Annotated in this window: 15 protein-coding genes; 9 read left to right on the top strand and 6 right to left on the bottom strand. The window is 50.2% G+C overall.

What is annotated here, in order from left to right; genetic code table 11:
• Position 1: 1 nt before the first annotated feature.
• The 6 genes from flgG to QEZ41_RS08655 all read right to left on the bottom strand — a co-directional run bounded on the left by flgG (position 2) and on the right by QEZ41_RS08655 (position 8162).
• Positions 2 to 787, bottom strand: a complete 786-nt coding sequence (gene flgG / locus QEZ41_RS08680; RefSeq protein WP_289411045.1) for a flagellar basal-body rod protein FlgG — start codon at positions 785 to 787, stop codon at positions 2 to 4.
• A gap of 55 nt (positions 788 to 842) precedes the next feature.
• Positions 843 to 1583, bottom strand: coding sequence for a flagellar basal body rod protein FlgF (locus QEZ41_RS08675; protein WP_289411044.1), 741 nt, complete (start codon positions 1581 to 1583; stop codon positions 843 to 845).
• A 201-nt stretch (positions 1584 to 1784) separates the two neighbouring features.
• The gene (locus QEZ41_RS08670; RefSeq protein WP_289411043.1) at positions 1785 to 2099 is read right to left on the bottom strand and encodes a DMT family transporter; all 315 of its coding nucleotides are present in this window, start codon (positions 2097 to 2099) and stop codon (positions 1785 to 1787) included.
• Positions 2096 to 2500: an SMR family transporter gene (locus QEZ41_RS08665; protein ID WP_289411042.1), complete on the bottom strand. Its 405-nt coding sequence runs from the start codon at positions 2498 to 2500 to the stop codon at positions 2096 to 2098. The genes QEZ41_RS08670 and QEZ41_RS08665 overlap by 4 nt, the downstream gene beginning before the upstream one ends.
• Positions 2501 to 2778: 278 nt before the next feature.
• Entirely contained in the window at positions 2779 to 6447 is a 3669-nt protein-coding gene (locus QEZ41_RS08660) for a translocation/assembly module TamB domain-containing protein (protein ID WP_289411041.1), read from the bottom strand.
• The gene (locus QEZ41_RS08655; RefSeq protein WP_289411039.1) at positions 6444 to 8162 is read right to left on the bottom strand and encodes an autotransporter assembly complex protein TamA; all 1719 of its coding nucleotides are present in this window, start codon (positions 8160 to 8162) and stop codon (positions 6444 to 6446) included. The genes QEZ41_RS08660 and QEZ41_RS08655 overlap by 4 nt, the downstream gene beginning before the upstream one ends.
• 151 nt (positions 8163 to 8313) lie before the next feature.
• Here QEZ41_RS08655 and xthA point away from each other — a divergent pair, with 151 nt between their 5' ends.
• From xthA to cysD, 9 genes are all read left to right on the top strand, one after another.
• Positions 8314 to 9126, top strand: coding sequence for an exodeoxyribonuclease III (gene xthA, locus QEZ41_RS08650; RefSeq protein WP_289411038.1), 813 nt, complete (start codon positions 8314 to 8316; stop codon positions 9124 to 9126).
• A gap of 7 nt (positions 9127 to 9133) precedes the next feature.
• Entirely contained in the window at positions 9134 to 10450 is a 1317-nt protein-coding gene (locus QEZ41_RS08645) for a bifunctional DedA family/phosphatase PAP2 family protein (RefSeq protein WP_289411037.1), read from the top strand.
• A 137-nt stretch (positions 10451 to 10587) separates the two neighbouring features.
• Entirely contained in the window at positions 10588 to 11370 is a 783-nt protein-coding gene (map, locus tag QEZ41_RS08640) for a type I methionyl aminopeptidase (protein ID WP_289411036.1), read from the top strand.
• 42 nt (positions 11371 to 11412) lie between these two features.
• Positions 11413 to 14088, top strand: a complete 2676-nt coding sequence (locus QEZ41_RS08635) for a [protein-PII] uridylyltransferase (protein WP_289411035.1) — start codon at positions 11413 to 11415, stop codon at positions 14086 to 14088.
• 36 nt (positions 14089 to 14124) lie between these two features.
• Positions 14125 to 14298, top strand: coding sequence for a hypothetical protein (locus tag QEZ41_RS08630; protein WP_289411034.1), 174 nt, complete (start codon positions 14125 to 14127; stop codon positions 14296 to 14298).
• Positions 14299 to 14309: 11 nt separating this feature from the next.
• The gene (locus tag QEZ41_RS08625; RefSeq protein WP_289411033.1) at positions 14310 to 14666 is read left to right on the top strand and encodes an arsenate reductase; all 357 of its coding nucleotides are present in this window, start codon (positions 14310 to 14312) and stop codon (positions 14664 to 14666) included.
• Between the two features lie 7 nt (positions 14667 to 14673).
• Complete coding sequence (locus tag QEZ41_RS08620; protein WP_289411032.1) at positions 14674 to 15879, top strand: aminotransferase class V-fold PLP-dependent enzyme; 1206 nt, start codon at positions 14674 to 14676, stop codon at positions 15877 to 15879.
• The gene (locus QEZ41_RS08615) at positions 15876 to 16283 is read left to right on the top strand and encodes a SufE family protein (RefSeq protein ID WP_289411031.1); all 408 of its coding nucleotides are present in this window, start codon (positions 15876 to 15878) and stop codon (positions 16281 to 16283) included. Before QEZ41_RS08620 ends, QEZ41_RS08615 begins: the two co-directional genes overlap by 4 nt.
• A 151-nt stretch (positions 16284 to 16434) precedes the next feature.
• Entirely contained in the window at positions 16435 to 17352 is a 918-nt protein-coding gene (gene cysD / locus QEZ41_RS08610; RefSeq protein WP_289411030.1) for a sulfate adenylyltransferase subunit CysD, read from the top strand.
• Positions 17353 to 17590: the final 238 nt, after the last annotated feature.

The raw sequence follows: 17590 nt of genomic DNA, 5'->3' as shown, positions 1-17590 counted from the left end.
ATTAAAGCTTCTGAGTAATAAACGACAGCATTTGGTCTGCTGTCGAGATAACTTTGGAGTTCATTTCATAGGCGCGCTGAGTGGTAATCATATTCACTAATTCCTCAACCACGCTTACGTTTGAGTTTTCTAAGGTGTTCTGTAATACACTGCCAAGACCATTTAGGCCCGGTGTCCCAACTTGCGGCGCACCACTGGATGCGGTCTCTAAAAACAGATTATTACCAATGGCTTCAAGGCCGGCGTAGTTAGTGAAATCGGTGGTTTGGATATTACCTAAAATTTGTGGTTGCGGAGTACCGGCAACCGTCACCGAAACCGTTCCATCCTCACCCACAGTAAAGGTGCGCACCTCAGGTGGCAGCACGATGGCCGGCTCTAAAGGAAAGCCCTGAGAGTTGACCACTTGTCCATCAGAGTTAAGCTGAAAACTACCATCACGGGTATAAGCAATATTGCCATCGGGTAATAAAATCTGGAAAAAACCACGCCCATTAATCGCCATATCTAACGGCTGCTCAGTCGTCTGCAAACTGCCTTCAGTAAAGATTTTCTGTGTGCCCGCAATTCGTACACCTGTACCCAACTGCAAACCGCTGGGCAACTCACTGTCTTGGCTTGACTGACCGCCGGGTTGGCGGCGAATCTGATAGAGTAAGTCTTCAAACTCAGCACGATCTCGCTTAAAACCTGTGGTTGAAACGTTGGCTAAGTTATTCGAAATGGTGGTTAGGTTCATATCCTGTGCGGATAAACCTGTTTTCGCAACCCAAAGTGATGGAAGCATGGTCGTTCTCCTTGAGCGCCAACTTTATGACACTCAGCTATTAATTCTTTCTTACTTAGGTTAACTGCATGATTCGTGCCATCGATGAAGAGTTCTCTTCCGCGGTACGCATCATCTTGACGTGCAGTTCAAACTGGCGTGATAAAGACAGCATAGCGGTCATCTCAGCAACTGCGTTCACGTTACTGGATTCGGTAAAGCCAGAAATCATGCGCGCATTGGCTTCCGGCTCGAATTCCTGCCCGTTTTTGCTACGAATTAATCCGTCTTGGCCCTTTTCTAACTCACGCGGATCTGGCATGACCAGCTTGATGCGGTCAACTTCGGCCATCACATCGGGGGCCTCACCTAAAGAGCGAATACTGATGGTGCCATCTTGACCAATTTCTACCTTCTGTTCCGGCGGAACAGCGATTGGACCGGCATTACCGAGTACCGGCAAGCCAGTTGAAGTACGCAACACACCCAACGCATCAATCTGCATACTGGCAGTACGCACATAGGCTTCGCTGCCGTCTGCTGACTGTACGGCAATCCATGCATCACCCTGTACGGCAACATCTAAATCACGTCCCGTCTCTTGCAGCGTGCCATAGGTAAAATCAGTGCCTGGACGCTCCGTCATGGCGTAGGCGCGAGCTGGCAAGCCATCGCCAAACACCGGCATCGAGCGTGCTTGCTCAAAATCCCGGCGAAAGCCACTGGTCGAAACGTTAGCTAAGTTGTTCGCGTGCGCTTGCAACGCTTTAGCATTCTGGCTTGCACCAGTCATGGAAATGTATAGCATCTTGTCCATGGTAATCCTCCACTTAGGGCGCGCAATGGCACCCTTTCTTGACTACCAATAACAAAGCAACATCCATGCCAGACAACAAGAACCGCACTAACACGCTATGCACAACTACAAGAAAACGCAGGCAAAAAAAAAGCGGCAATGAACTGCCGCTAGGAAAGAGTACGAGTAAAACCCCTAAAGTTCTGAGGCTTGGTAGACGCATTAAAGTTGCAAAGCAACAATACCCACTACAATACAGGCCACACCAATAATGCCTTGTTTACCCAGTCTTGAGTTAAACAGATAACGATCCAGCGCCACAGTCCCTAACACACCCAAACTACCCCAAGCAGAGTACGCCACACTTAAGGGCATATAATTCAGGACAAAGCTCAGCAAAACAAAGGCTAAAATAACTGCCAACAAACCGCTTAGCCCCCAAATCACACGCTTAAAGCCATCCGAGCGTTTCACGCAATACAAAGCAACTAAGTCTAGTGATACCGAACCTAACAGCAACGTCATTGGAATCATCATAGCGCCACCTTCGCGGCTATTTCGATCGCTTCATCGGCTTCATCGGCTTCATCGGCTTCATCGGCTTCATCCTTCGGTTTAGCACCTTTATCAAAGGTAACCAACAACAAGCCGAACATCATTAACGCGATAGCGAGCATTTCGCCAACACTTAAATATTCTCCGAAAAACAGCACACCCACCACGCCAATTAAAAACAAGCCCAAGCCTTCCCAGACGGCATAAGAAACAGCCAAAGGAATATGCACAACGGCGCGAGAAAAAGCATAAAAGGAAAAAGATATCATCACCGCCATGACCAAGTAGCCCAACCACGGTGAATTTGAAATCGCATATTTCATGCTGACAGTGCTGATCACTTCGGCCAACACTGCTAGGGCTAACATAACCCAGTAATACATAGTAAAACCCCTGTTAGGGATTCTCTGAAAAAACACTGTTTGTAAAAGCCTGCATAGGCTACAGCGCTTTTTTAGAGCATCCTAAAAACAACTAAAACTCTAAAAACGACTCAGCATCGTAAAAAAGGGGGCAACTACACTAACGACCGCCGCACCACTGAATGGTGAGCAAATGGGGGGAGAAAGGGGTGAAGCAAACCGCGTAAGAACTAGACATACAGCCCTAGAAGTGACCAATAATGCGTGCATTATAGCAGTTTTACGCGCTTTTGTGCTGATTAAAAACTACGCCGATAAAACAAATCCAACGAACTGTCTAGGCTCGAAGCAGCTTCTAGGTATAAGCGCTTGGTTAACTCATAACGCAGCGCAATGATACTGGCAGGCTGGAACACCCCTACGCCATAGCTTAGAACGAGCCTGTCAGTAATGCGTCCGCTAGCCATGACGCTACTGCTCATACCACTGCCTTCGGTTTCAAACTCAAACTCTTTTATGCCAAACGCATCCGCCATGCGGTTAACAATAGGCGCCGTTCCTAACATGCCCAACGCCAACGCTGCCTGGCTCATCATATTAGAATCATCGCTGCTATTACCCGATAAAGGCCGCCCAAGGAGCAACCAAGATAACGCCTGCTCCTGACTCATAACCGGCTGCGAGAAGATTTCTGTCTGTGGCTGATCGGCCAATCCTGACAAACGCAAACCTGCCGTGACATCACCCGTTACACGCACCGCTTCGATATCAATATAGGGCTGACTGATGGGGCCTGAAAACACCAAGCGTGCACGGCGCAGTTGCAGTCTTTGCCCGTACGCCCGATAACGTCCATTTTTCAGCTCAAGCGCACCTCGCCCAGACAAATTATCAACCATCTTAATCTGCCCCTGCACATCAGCGGTAAGTCCAAAACCACTAAAATGCAAACGCTCTTGACCGACCTTTATTTCAATATCCATTGCTAACGGCAGACCTGATTCTTTCTGCTCTCGCCCCAGCACATGAGCATCGGCAGAGACCCGCACCGCCTGCTCTGGCAGTTCTGGCACGGTGATATAGCCCTTGGGCACGGAAATACTTCCGCTAAGTAACAAGCGCCGCTCATCAAGACGCAGCTGCAAATCGGGCTCAACGATTAAATCAGCATAGGGCGCCACCTGAACAGGTAATTGTGTGCCGTTTAAATCGATATCCACCAGCAAACCATTCTGCCAGTCAACACGGCCATTCAAGTGCGCCTGCCCATCTACGCCACTGCGCCAACCGCCTTCAATTTTAGCCAAGCTGCCGTTAATCTGTACTTGCACCCAGAGCTGCTCCAGACTCAACGGCAATCGATCACCGGCTAACAAACCGTTCGTTAAATTGATTTGCCCATCAATACTGGGGCTCAACAAGGTGCCACCGATCGTTCCTTGCCCTTGCACCAAACCTTGGATTTTCTCTATCTCTGGCACAAACGCCTTTAATGGCGCCAGCTCAAGACGCTCTAGCTTAAACTTCCCCTTCAGCGGTTTATCTGCTTGCTGTGGGTCCATGGCTAGATCGAGCAACAAATGACCGGTTTGCGCACCCAGCAATTCCAGCTGCAGAGTGATTTCTCGCGGATTAAGCACGCTGTTTAGCTGCAATACCTGCCAAGCAAAGTCATGACGCTGTTCTTGTTCAACATAATGCACGCTGCCCTTACCCGCATCTAACTGAACGTGCCCTTGCAGTCCATGCGGTTGTTCTTGCACCTGTATGCGGCCATTGAGCAAAGCATCCAGTTGTAAATCCTTAGGCAGCCATGGTCGCAAACTGGCTAGAGGAAAGTTTTTGAGTTGATAATCAATAGCCAGTCGAGGTAATAACTGCTGCTGTTGCGCGCACAGGCTGGCTTGTCCGCCTTTAAAACAATGGGCACCCAGCTGCAAGTGCTGTTCATGCTGATAATCAATGTGCATCGGTTCCGTTAGCCGCCAATGCTGCTGCTCAACATCAACGATTAACTGGCGCAGCGAGCCGCGCCAATGCAAAGTCTGCACATCCAGCTCACCCTGTATGCTGGCTTGCGCCCGCGCCGGTCCCTCTAACTGCAGGCTCAGCTCTTGCGTATGTATATCGCCATTGCCGTGCAACTTTAAGTCGCCGAACAACTGCTCCGCACTCGCCAGCTTTGTAGCATTTAGCTTAATATCCGCTTGACCGCTGGACTCAAGCCTGGCCTGCACATCCAGCTGTTTGACTCGATAACCCTGATACGCCAAGCCTTCAGCTTTAAGGCTTAAGGCTCCAGCAGGCTGCTCTAGCCGCCCACTAATATCCATCTGACCATGCACTCGTCCCGCTGATCCCGGTAGAATCTGCGTCAGCCTTGGCACATCCAGCTGTAATTTCCCCGCCAGCTGTTCATCAACTTGTAGATGCCCACTAAGCTGATTATCACCCAACTGCACGAGCAACTCGGTAAGCTGCCAATGTTGTCCCGCACCAGACAAATTACCTTGCACACTGGCTTGTTCGCCACGTAACTGGCCAGCAATATGGATCTGCGCCTCAGCGCTTAATTGCTCAGCCAGTTGCCCAGAAGTAGTAATATCACCCGCCAATTTACCGGGCAAATCAGCCACCCAGTAGGCAGGGTTTAACTCACTGACGTGTAACTCACTGCGCCAGCGCACTCCCTGAGTAAAATCGAGTTGAGCATCACCCTGCACCTGTCCCGGCCCAGCAATCACCTGCAACTTATAAATATCCAGCTGCTGCTGATCGCCGCGCAGCTGGGCATTGACCTCAAACTCACCCGCTGGTCCTAACAACTCAGACGTTAACTCTGCTTGGTAGCGCTGTTCTTGATAACTCAGCTCAATCTGCGCGCGATTAAGCTCAATACCCACGTCCTCGACACCTAATAACTGATGCCACCTGAGTTGCTGCAAATACACCTGCGCCTGCGCAGAAAGCTCATGCTGCCAATCCAGCTGCCCAGTTATTTGTGCATAACGCGTGTCTGATTCAATCAGCTTAAGCTGTTTAATGTTGACTGAGTGCTGATCAAGCACGCCTTCACCCACCAATTCAATGGGCTGCTGATTGGCTAACAGCCGCGCCGATTGCTGCCACTGATAACCGGCCGCCAGATCGCCTTGGGCGCTAATTGATAACTGCTGTACTACTAACAGCTCAGGCAACACCGCCGCCAACTGCAAGCGCGTGAGCTCTAGGTTCAGTTTGGCGGGAAAATTCGCTGTTAAGGGTTGCAGTTCAGCGGTCACACTGCCCTGTAACACACCGGTTAATTCGCCCTTGAGCAGTAATTGCTCAAGTGTGCCGCTGATGTCTAAGCTCAGCTGTTGTTCGCCCAATTCAGGCAATATTCCCTGCGCCTGAATCGTTAGCTCAAGCGGCCAGTCTTGCTTGGCGGTAAGCGAGCCCTGTAGCTCTAGTGTATTTTCTTGATAGGCCAGACTCAGTTGCTGGATCTGTAATTGATTATCTACCCACTGCGCCTGCGTCTTTATACCCTGCAGTATCAGCTCATCATTGAGCAGCAACTGTTGCAGGCTAAACTGCGCCACACTGATAGTAAGCGGCAGTTGCAAATCAGTTAACTCGAAAGACTCAGAGTCCGTATTTTCTTCATCATTTTCCAATACCTGTATGGACAGCTGCCTAGCCGATAATTCCTGCACACACAGCTCTGCGCGCCACAGACATCTGGGGTCAATCGCCATGCTGAGTTCTTCCAGCTGAATCTGCGTCTGCTCATCCTGCCACTGCAATTGCTCAACCGACCACTGACCCAGCAGCGCACCGGTAAATTTGTGCACGGTTAAGCCCGGCACCTGCCTGAGCAGCCACTGACTGCCGGACTGCGTTGACAGCAGCACGACCGGTGCCAGCAACAAAACCAAAATAATCGCCGGCAGGATGAGCAGCTTGATTAGCCTGGACTTACTCATAGCTCAGGCCCCATAGAGAAGTGAATGCGCCACCCTCGGTCATCATTGAGTGCATGCGCCCAGTCCAAGCGTAAAGGACCTATCGGCGATACCCAGCGCACACCGACACCGACGCCCGTTTTCATGGCATCAGTCCAGTTTTCCACTGCATTACCCCGGTCGACAAAACTAGCGATGCGCCATGTGTCCGTCAGACTGTATTGATACTCCACGCTCTGCGCGAATAAATAACGACCACCGATTCGATTACGATACTCATCGCGTGGCGAAAGACTCTGGTAATCATAACCACGCACACTTTGGTCACCACCAGCAAAAAAACGTAACGAAGGTGGGATGCGAGCATAATTATTGGTGGCAATAGCACCCACCTGGGTACGACCTAAAAACCTATGCTTGTCGGCCAGCGTAATCAGACCGCGCACCAACGCGCTGACATGCAATACATCCGCATCGGCAAAAAAATCCTGTTTCGCACCGCTAATATCTGCTTGCAGTCGATAACCTACGCTTGGATCTATGGCTGAGTCGGATTTAAGTTTGCTAAAACCCAGACTAGGCAGCAAAAACTGACTGCGCTTTTCTGGCTGCGCTCGGCCATAATCGTATCTTTCTTCATCCCAGCGCAAACCCACCACACGCTGCCAATCATGACCCACATGTTTGTGCCATTGTGCACCGTATGTGTAACGACGACTCTGTGCGTCCACATATTCTTCCCGTTGATAGCCCGAAACAAAACGCAACTGATCAGTTAACGGTGCTTCTAACGGAATGGCATACCAGCCGGTAACACTCTGCTGCGGCTTTGACCACTCTGTTTCAAAGCCTAGCTTATGCCCGTGCCTATTAATTCGGTGCTGCTCCCAATTAAAGCGCGCCCTGGGTCCAATATCGGTAGAAAACCCCGCACCCACGCCAAAGGTCCGTGGTTTCACCCGCTGCAGACTGACACGAACCGGCACTAATAAAGGTCCATCAGGCTCACCCACGGCATCCACACGAATCTGTTCAAAATACCCCGTGGCTTGCAAGTTTTGACTTAGTCGTGCCAAAACCGCTGAGTTATACGCATCCCCTTCTTTAAAAGGCACTAATCGGTTTAACAATTGTGGCTCAATCCAACTCTGCTCAGAAAACTCAACAGCACCCAAGTAATACCGTGGGCCACTATCAAAATGCAGGCTGATGTCCGCAGCGCCCATTTCGGGTTCAATATCTAAACGTTGCTGCGTAAACTTGGCCATAAAAAAGCCATAGCGCAACGCATATTGCTGCAGCTTAGACTTTAAATCCTCATAAGCACCATGATGTAAAATCGCACCGGGCAGCAAACGTTCGTCTGCAAGCTCGGTAAAAACAGGCAGCTGATTGGCTTGACCCAACACCTGAATATCAACCTTACGCAAACGCACCGGCTCAGCCAAAGCAACCTCGATACGCAACTTAGGCTTATTACCCGACACGGTAGTAACTTGATAGCTATTTTGATAATAACCAAGCGCTTCACTGGCTTGACGCGCCATGCTTAACGCCGTGCTGCGATAACGCTGCAACGCTTCTTCATCATAGTCTTCCAGACTGCCTATATAGGCCTGAATATTCTCTTTGATAGCTTTATTGGCGGGCTTTACCACAATATCAAGGCGCACTTGTGACCACGCGCATGGCAACCAGAGCAAAAGTAAGAGAATGACAAAAAGACGTATTAACATGGGTGCATTTTACCTTGCCCCACACTGGGCTGCAGCTTTTTAAAAGACTGAGCACGCAGAAAATCTAGCCGCACCCAAGGATTTATCGCCCTGAGTCTGTATAATCACACACTTACGAAACACGCAGTACAGCATCAGGTAATTCAGCACTATGAAAATCATTTCTTTTAATATCAACGGCCTTCGTGCGCGTCCGCATCAGCTAAGCGCCATTATCGATAAGCATCAACCAGACGTTATTGGCTTACAAGAAATCAAAGTGGCCGATGAACAGTTCCCACTAGAAATGATTCACGAACTGGGTTATCACGTTGAGTACCATGGGCAAAAAGGTCACTACGGTGTTGCTCTGCTGTCTAAACAAGCGCCTTTAAAAGTACACAAGGGTTTTCCCAACGATAGCGAAGATGCGCAGCGCCGCTTTATTTGGGCTGAATACACCGGACTTAATGGCGAACCCATGATTGTGATGAATGGTTATTTCCCGCAAGGAGAAAACCGCAAACACGAAACCAAATTCCCCGCCAAAACCAAATTTTACGCCGATTTACAGCAGCTACTGGAACAGCAACTCAACAACCAACAGCCTGTTATTTTAATGGGTGATTTTAATATCGCCCCAGAAGATGCCGACATCGGTATTGGCGAGCACAACGCCAAACGCTGGCTCAGCACCGGCAAGTGCTGTTTTTTACCCGAAGAGCGCCAATGGATGCAGCGTTTAATGAGCTGGGGTTTTATTGATAGCTTCCGTCACGCGGCTCCTGATACCAGCAACACCCTAAGCTGGTTTGATTACCGCAGCCGTGGTTTTGAAGACAACCCAAAACGCGGTTTGCGCATAGACCTAATCCTTGCCAGCCAAGGTCTTGCCGACAACCTGCTGGATGCGGGAATTGATTACGAAATCCGCGGCATGGAAAAACCTTCGGATCATGCGCCCGTTTGGTTAACCCTAGGCTAGAGCCTTTATGCCTGATTTTTTCCAGGCGTTTTTTAACTGGAGCGCCAACCACCCCGTCCTGCTTGCCGTAAGTATCTTTGTCATCGCTTTTTTAGAGTGCTTGGCACTGTTTGGCATTCTCTTTCCCGGGGTGGTTTTACTGGTTTCGGTTACCCTCATTGCTGCTAACAGCGACTTACCCCTATGGTTGACCCTGCTGATGGCCAGCTCTGGCGCCTTTAGTGCCAACTTAGCCTCTTACACCCTCGGAGCCAAACTACAAAGCAAAACCGAAAAACTGGCTTTGTTACGCAAAAACCCTGTTTGGCTGGTGCATGCACAGCTCTATTTACAGAGCTACGGTTCAGCCAGTTTGTTTTTTGCCCAGTTTGTCGGCTTACTCAGACCTGTGCTGCCTATGGTTGCCGGTATGGTTAGCGTGCCACGCCAGCAGTTTAGTATTATTATCCTGCTTGCCTCAGTGTGCTGGTCAGCACTGTTTATTTTACCCGCTTGGTTTACCGGCGCTGCTATGCTTATCGAGCCGCCCGATGGTTTTTGGCTGCAAACCCTAATCCCCTTGCTTGAGTTCTTGAGTATCCTAATGATCAGCTACCACCTTACCCGCCGCCAACATCAGTGGCGCTATGCAGCGATAACCCTAACCGCCGGCTTACTGCTACTGACTCTAATTATCAGCCTGCCTTGGTTAAGTCAGTTCGATGCCTTTGTGCTGGATCTTGCGCAGCAGCTACGCACTCCCGCACTCGACAAGCTGATGCTGATTAGCACACTGGTAGCGGATCGTTATATCCAGCTGGCGTTGTGTGCCTTGCTCTGTTTGTTCTTGTTAATACAGCGCGCTTGGGCTGCATTGTTTTTTACTGCCGGCAGCATTCTAGCGGGTTACGGTGCAACACTGGTATTAAAACACCTACTGCAACGCAGTCGTCCTGAAGTTTTGCTCGAGCCTTTATCTGGCGGTAGTTTTCCCAGCGGTCACAGCGCGCGCGGATTTTTGTTTTTTCTGATCATCGCGATCTTACTGAACCGTGGCTTGGCCATTAATTGGCGTATTTTAACCATTACGATGGCTTGCATTCTTGCAAGCTTGGTGGCGTTTTCCCGCTTTTATTTAGGCGCGCACTGGCCAACGGATACGATGGCAGGCGCTTTGATTGCTATAGCGGCTTGCGGCTTTTCCCTCACCGTACTGCAACCTAAATGCCCACCGACTCAGCTCGGCGCAGCATTTTGGTATAAATACTTTATCCTTAGTGGCGTTTTACTCGTCGCCGCTATTATCTGGCAACTTCCAGCGGCAATGATTAAATACCAGCTCTAAAAACCAAGCTGTGCACAAATCTTAGCCCATGCCTCTTCTCGGCGAATGAACGCATTTTGTGCTAAAATTCACAACTTATTATTTAACACAACACCGATTTGCAACTATTTCCCAGTTTACTGCGACAAGAGGCCTACATGAGCGTATCCATTAAAACACCCCAAGACATCGAAAAAATGCGTGTCGCTGGCCGTTTGGCCGCCGAAGTACTCGAGATGATTGAGGAGCACGTTCAGATAGGTGTCACCACTGATCAGCTCAATACTCTGTGTCATGACTACATCGTTAATGTACAAAAAGCCATTCCCGCACCGCTAAACTACAACGGTTTCCCTAAGTCTATTTGTACCTCGATCAACCATGTTGTGTGTCATGGCATCCCTAATGACAAAGCGCTTAAAGACGGCGACATTATCAATATTGATATTACCGTTATCAAAGATGGTTATTTTGGTGATACCAGCAAAATGTTTATGGTCGGCACCGTTCCTGAGTGGGCGCAGCGTTTGTGCCAGGTAACACAGGAATGCCTGTATAAAGGTATCGAATTAGTCCGCCCCGGCACACGCTTGGGTGATATAGGCGCGGTGATTCAGCACCATGCCGAAAAAAATGGCTATTCCGTAGTGCGCGAATTTTGCGGACATGGCATCGGCACCGTATTCCATGAAGAACCACAAATTTTACACTACGGCAAAGCTGGCACGGGCATGGCGCTGGAAGAAGGCATGACCTTCACCATCGAGCCAATGATTAACCTAGGTCGCGCCGGTACTCGCGTGCTGGGCGATGGTTGGACCGCCATCACTAAAGACCGCAAACTGAGCGCCCAGTGGGAACACACCCTAGCAGTTACCGCCGATGGCTACGAAATTTTTACCCTGCGCAAAGAAGAAAGCTTCCCTGCTGTTTTTCCATAATAGCCCTTTACACCGCAAGCCTAGGCCTTGCAAGAGGTAACAATGTCCGCTGATAACCTTGTGCTGTTTGATGCTGCCGATTTTAAACTGCGCCTGGCTCAGCATGACAACCAACTAGACGTGTTCCGCTCCACCCTTGAGCATGCACGCTTAACGCTGGATCAATGTTTTTTAGATGGCCGTGATATCGAACAACTGGTGCATGCACGCGCTATGGTTGTTGACCAAATCATCAGTCATGCATGGATACATTTTGGCTTAGAGAACCACAGTAACTGCCTCAGCCTTATTGCCGTCGGTGGCTACGGTCGTGCCGAGTTACACCCCCATTCGGATATCGATTTGCTGGTACTGATGGAGCACGAGCCCAACACGCCTTTGCAAGAGCATATTGGCCAGTTCCTGACTTTTCTGTGGGATATTGGTTTAGAGGTTGGTCATAGTGTACGTACGCTGGCGCAATGCCTTACCGAAGCGACCAATGATTTAAGCATCATTACCAACCTTATGGAAAGCCGCACCGTGATTGGCTCCCACGCACTGCACAAAACCCTAAGCGAGCAACTAGGTCCGCAGTATATGTGGCCCAGCGAAGCGTTTTTCCTAAGCAAACGCGAAGAACAGCGCGCAAGGCACGATAAATATAACGACACCGAATACAACCTTGAACCCAATGTGAAAAGCTCACCCGGCGGTCTGCGCGATATCCAAACAATTTTATGGATTGCACAGCGACGCTATGGCATGCGCAGTCTAGCCAGCCTTGAAGCGCCGGGCTTTTTAACCACCAACGAATATCAATTGCTGGTCCGCTCTCAGGCGTTTTTATGGCGTGTGCGTTACGCTTTGCATATGCTGGCTGGACGCGCTGAAGATCGCCTGCTATTAGACTATCAGCACAAGGTTGCTGAGCTGTTTGGCTTTCATGGCGACGATGCTAAGCAGGCTATCGAACACTTTATGCAGCAGTATTACCGCACGGTAATGAGTGTGGCCGAGCTAAGTGATTTTATTAATCAATTCTTTGAAGAAAACATCTTACGCCCAACCAGTACCGCACTGCCGCTACTTTTAAATGAGCGCTTTCGCGTGCGTGATGGCTTTCTTGAGCACGTTGACACAGACGTCTTTCGCAACAACCCTTCTGCTATTTTGGAAGTCTTTGTGCTGCTAGCAAAGCACCCTGAAATCAAGGGCGCACGCTCAGAAACCATTCGCCTGCTGCGCGATCACCGTCATTTGATTGATGACGAGTTTCGTCTAGACCCACGCAATACGGCGCTGTTTATCGAATTATTTTGCTGCCAAGAAGGCGTGCATATGAATCTCAGACGGATGAACAGATACGGGATTCTTGGCCGTTACCTGCCGGAGTTTGGCCGCGTTATCGGGCAAATGCAGCATGACCTTTATCATATTTATACCGTGGATGCGCACAGCCTAAATTTAATCAAACATCTGCGTAAGTTACGTCATGCGGATTTTGCAGAAAAGTTTTCTTTGGCTAGCGCCATTATGAGCCGCCTACCTAAACCAGAGCTCATTTATATTGCAGGTCTTTACCATGATATAGGTAAGGGTCGCGGTGGTGATCATTCCGAACTAGGTGCTCAGGACGCTGAAGCTTTTGCTGTACGCCACCAATTACCCACCTGGGATAGACGCTTAATCGTTTGGTTAGTACGCAACCATCTCATCATGTCTGAAACAGCACAGCGTAAAGACATCACCGACCCTGAGGTTATTTACAATTTCGCGCAACAGGTGGGTGAACAAATCCGCTTGGATTACCTTTACGTTCTCACAGTAGCTGACTTAAACGCCACCAACCCCAAACTGTGGAACTCTTGGCGCGCCCAGTTGTTGCGTCAGCTGTATAGCGAAACCCGTCGTGCACTCAGACGTGGACTGGAAAACCCACTAGAACGCGATGAGCAAATAGAAACCCGACAAGCCAGCGCTTTAAGCTTACTGATCGCTGAAAACATTCCAGAAACTGCGGTTAAGCAATTGTGGGCAACATTGGATGATGATTACTTTCTGCGCCACAGCGTCGGCGATATCACTTGGCATAGCGCCGCATTAGTCCAGCATGGCAACAGCCACGAACCTTTAGTGTTAGTGCGCGAAACCAGTCAGCGTGGCTTTGATGGCGGCTCGCAGGTGTTCGTCTACGCCCCTAATCGCAGCGATCTATTTGCTGCCACCGCAGCCACTTTGGATCAACTGAATCTCAGCATTCTCGAAGCACGCATTATGACCTCCAGCGCGCAAGTCACCATTGAAAGCTACATTGTGTTAGAAGCCGATGGTGAGCGCATTGGCGATAATCCAGAACGTATTCAGGCCATTCGCCAAGGGCTGCGTAATGCGCTGCACAATCCAGATAAATTCCCTGAAATCATTCAACGCCGTGTGCCTAGGCGCTTAAAGCACTTTGCCTTTAGCCCACAAGTCAACATTAGTAATGATGCACAGCGTCCTTATACAGTCGTCGAGGTTGTCGCACCGGACCGACCCGGTTTGCTGGCACGTATTGCGCGGGTGTTTTTAGAATTTAACCTATCACTGGTGAGTGCCAAAATTATCACTCAGGGCGAGCGCATTGAAGACGTGTTTTTCTTAACCGACAATCAGGGCCATCCCTTGAGCGACCCTGAACTGTGCACAAAACTGCAAGAAGCTTTGCTAGCGCAGCTAGCCACTAGCATCAGCTAAACTGAACTTACGAATTAAATAGACAAGGACCAACGCATGGATAACCCACTCAATATTATGACCAGTATTATAGTACTCAGCATGATTGTGCTGATTGTTGGTTATACGTGGCGGGATAAAGCTTGGGGGCCGGTAGTTGTATTGCTGGGCATTCTAACCATGATGAGTTCGCTCAGCTATCGCATTGTTTTAGCCGTCTCAATACCCTAAGGAACAGAGCAATGACTAAGCTAACTCTGTATGGCATCAAAGCCTGCGACACCATGAAGAAAGCCATGAATTGGCTGCAAGAGCACGAACATGTCTTTGAGTTTCATGATTACAAAAAACAAACCATTGACGCCGCCTCATTAGAACGCTGGTGCAACGAGCACGGCTGGGAAACTATTTTAAACCGCCGTGGCACCACCTTTCGCAAGCTCGACGAGGATCGCAAACAGGATTTAGACCAGAACAAAGCCATCGCCCTGATGCTGGAAAACAATTCCATGATCAAGCGCCCCGTGCTCGACTTGGGCGCGCGCACACTGGTGGGCTTTAAGCCTGACTACTATCAAACCGAACTCGCAAAACGCTGAGCCAACCATGCAGCAACTGCACTCCCCTTGGCGTCACCTATTTCCCGGCATACAACAGCTAAACGATACCGGTCAGGTCTGGCTCGACAGTGCCGCCACCGCACAAAAGCCTCAAGCCATGCTGGACGCCTTGCTGCAGTATTATCAGCAGGGCGTTGCCAATGTGCATCGCGCCCAGCATCAACCCGGTGAACGCGCCACCTTAGCTTTTGAACAGGCACGTCAACTGGCCGCCCACTGGCTCAACGCGTCTAACAGTGACTGCATTATTTTCACTAAAGGCACCACCGAGGGTATTAACCTGCTCAGCCATGCGCTGGCAGGACAATTCAACGCCGGTGATGAAATCCTGCTCAGCGGTTACGAACACCACGCCAACCTACTGCCATGGCAGCAACTCGCACAACGGCAACAACTGCAGCTAAAAATTTTACCGGTCGATAACCACGGCACGATCGAGATCGCCTACGCAGCCGACTACTTTAATTCGCGCACGCGCTTATTAGCCATCAGCCCGCTGTCCAACGTGCTGGGGCAACTACACTACCTACAACCCTTGTTCGCACAGGCACGCGCCCAATCCATTATTACTGTAGTTGATGGCGCGCAATACGCAGTACATCGCCAGCCTGACGTGCAACAGCTAGATTGTGATTTTTTTGTTTGCTCCAGCCACAAACTCTACGGCCCCGATGGTGTTGGACTGCTCTATGCCCACCCTAAGCAGCACGCACTCATGCAGCCCTGGCAATGGGGCGGGGAAATGATTGAATACTGCACCTATCAAAGCGCACAAGCCCGCGCCCTACCCTTAGGCTTTGAAGCCGGCACACCCAGTATCGCTAATGTCATAGCGTTTGCAGCCACACTCGAATGGTTGTTGAGCCTAGACAAGACTGCAGTGCAAGCCCATGAACAAGCGCTCTTTATGCAATTACAACAGGGCTTAGCCGAGCGCAATATGCAGATTGTTGGGCAGCCCGATACCGCACTCATTAGCTTTAACGCGCCAGAAGTCCACCCAGCCGATCTCGCGCATTTATTGAGCGAGCAGGGTATTGCCGTGCGCGGCGGTCAACACTGCGCCATGCCTTTATTCCAGCAACTAGGCTTGCCCGGTGCTGTGCGTGTCTCACTGGCGCTGTATAACGACAGCTCAGACATACAGGCTTTCTTTCAAGCTCTAGATAAAGCCTTGGAGATACTTGCATGAGCCCGTTAAGCCCTGCAGCACACAACACCTTGAGCGAATTCAAAGCCTGCCACAGCTGGGAAAACCGCGCCCGCCTGCTGCTTAAATACGGACAACAACTCGACCCTATTACCAGCGAACAGCGCCAACAAGACAACCTGATTCGCGGCTGTGAAAGCCCTGTTTGGTGCCTACTACAACAGCAAGACGGCACATTACAGATTCAACTGGACACCGATTCGCGTTTATTAAAAGGCTTACTCGCTGTTTTGCAAGTGCGCATCCAAGGCATCACTGCCGCTGATCTGGCACAGGTGGATATCAACGACTGGTTCACGCAACTGGGCCTTAGCCGCCAACTCTCACCCTCGCGCAGCAACGGTCTTAACGCCGTTATCCAGCATATCCGCACGCAACTCGCTTAACCTGCCAAACGGATAGCACGTGCCAGTAAGCACACTATTGGCAAGCATATTCATATGCCTTTATAGTCTAGATAACCGATTTAATAGAACAAACCCCCATGTTAAAGTTCTCCGTCCCTATTGCCTGACTCGCAACAAAAGAGAACCCATCATGGTTGATACCCTAACCCACCTGAAACAACTCGAAGCCGAAAGCATCCACATCATCCGCGAAGTCGCGGCAGAGTTTGCTAATCCCGTCATGCTGTACTCCATCGGCAAAGACTCGGCCGTCATGCTACACCTAGCGCGTAAAGCCTTTTATCCGGGCAAGCTGCCTTTCCCAGTACTGCACGTGGATACCCGCTGGAAGTTTCAGGAGATGTACCGTTTTCGCGAGCAAATGGTGCAGGATTTCGACCTCAACCTGCTCACCCACACCAATCCAGACGGCATTGCTCAAGACATCAACCCCTTTGTCCACGGCAGCGCCGTGCACACCGACATCATGAAAACCGAAGGGCTAAAGCAAGCGCTGGATCACCACGGCTTCGATGCCGCGTTTGGTGGCGCGCGCCGCGACGAAGAAAAATCCCGCGCTAAAGAACGCGTGTATTCCTTCCGTGATGGCAAACACCGCTGGGACCCCAAAAACCAGCGACCCGAATTATGGAATATTTACAACGGCAAGATTAACCAAGGCGAATCGATTCGCGTCTTCCCACTTTCCAACTGGACCGAGCTGGATATCTGGCAATACATCTATTTAGAGAGCATCCCTATCGTACCGCTGTACTTCGCCGCCGAGCGCGAAGTTATCGAGCTCAACGGCACACTGGTATTAATTGATGACGAACGCATCTTGCAGCACCTCTCTGCCGAACAAAAAGCACGCATCCAAAAGAAAAGCGTGCGTTTTCGCACCCTAGGCTGTTACCCATTAACCGGTGCGGTGGAATCCACCGCCAGCACCTTGCCGGAAATCATCCAAGAAATGCTGCTCACCCGCACCTCCGAACGCCAAGGCCGCGTCATTGACCACGACGGTGCTGGCTCGATGGAAGAGAAAAAACGTCAGGGGTATTTTTAGTCCAGCTATACACAGTGAAGGCGCAGAGGCCGTAGTTCTGTAAAGACGCTGCCAGTACGTCCCTGTAAGCTCGCTGTCGCCATCCATGGCGACAAACGCTTTACACCACTACAGCCTCTGCACCAACCAGCCACGTACTAACTGAAGCCAACACAAGTATTGAACAAGATGTTAGGCACAGAACTGCAAAGCTTGTAGCGCCAAGGATGACGCTATAGAGCCTACAGGGATGTATTCA

It is taken from the genome of Thiopseudomonas acetoxidans, from assembly GCF_030362935.1.
Lineage (GTDB): Bacteria > Pseudomonadota > Gammaproteobacteria > Pseudomonadales > Pseudomonadaceae > Thiopseudomonas > Thiopseudomonas acetoxidans.
Note: the sequence above shows the minus strand (reverse complement) of the source record. Positions and strands in the feature narration are given on the sequence as shown.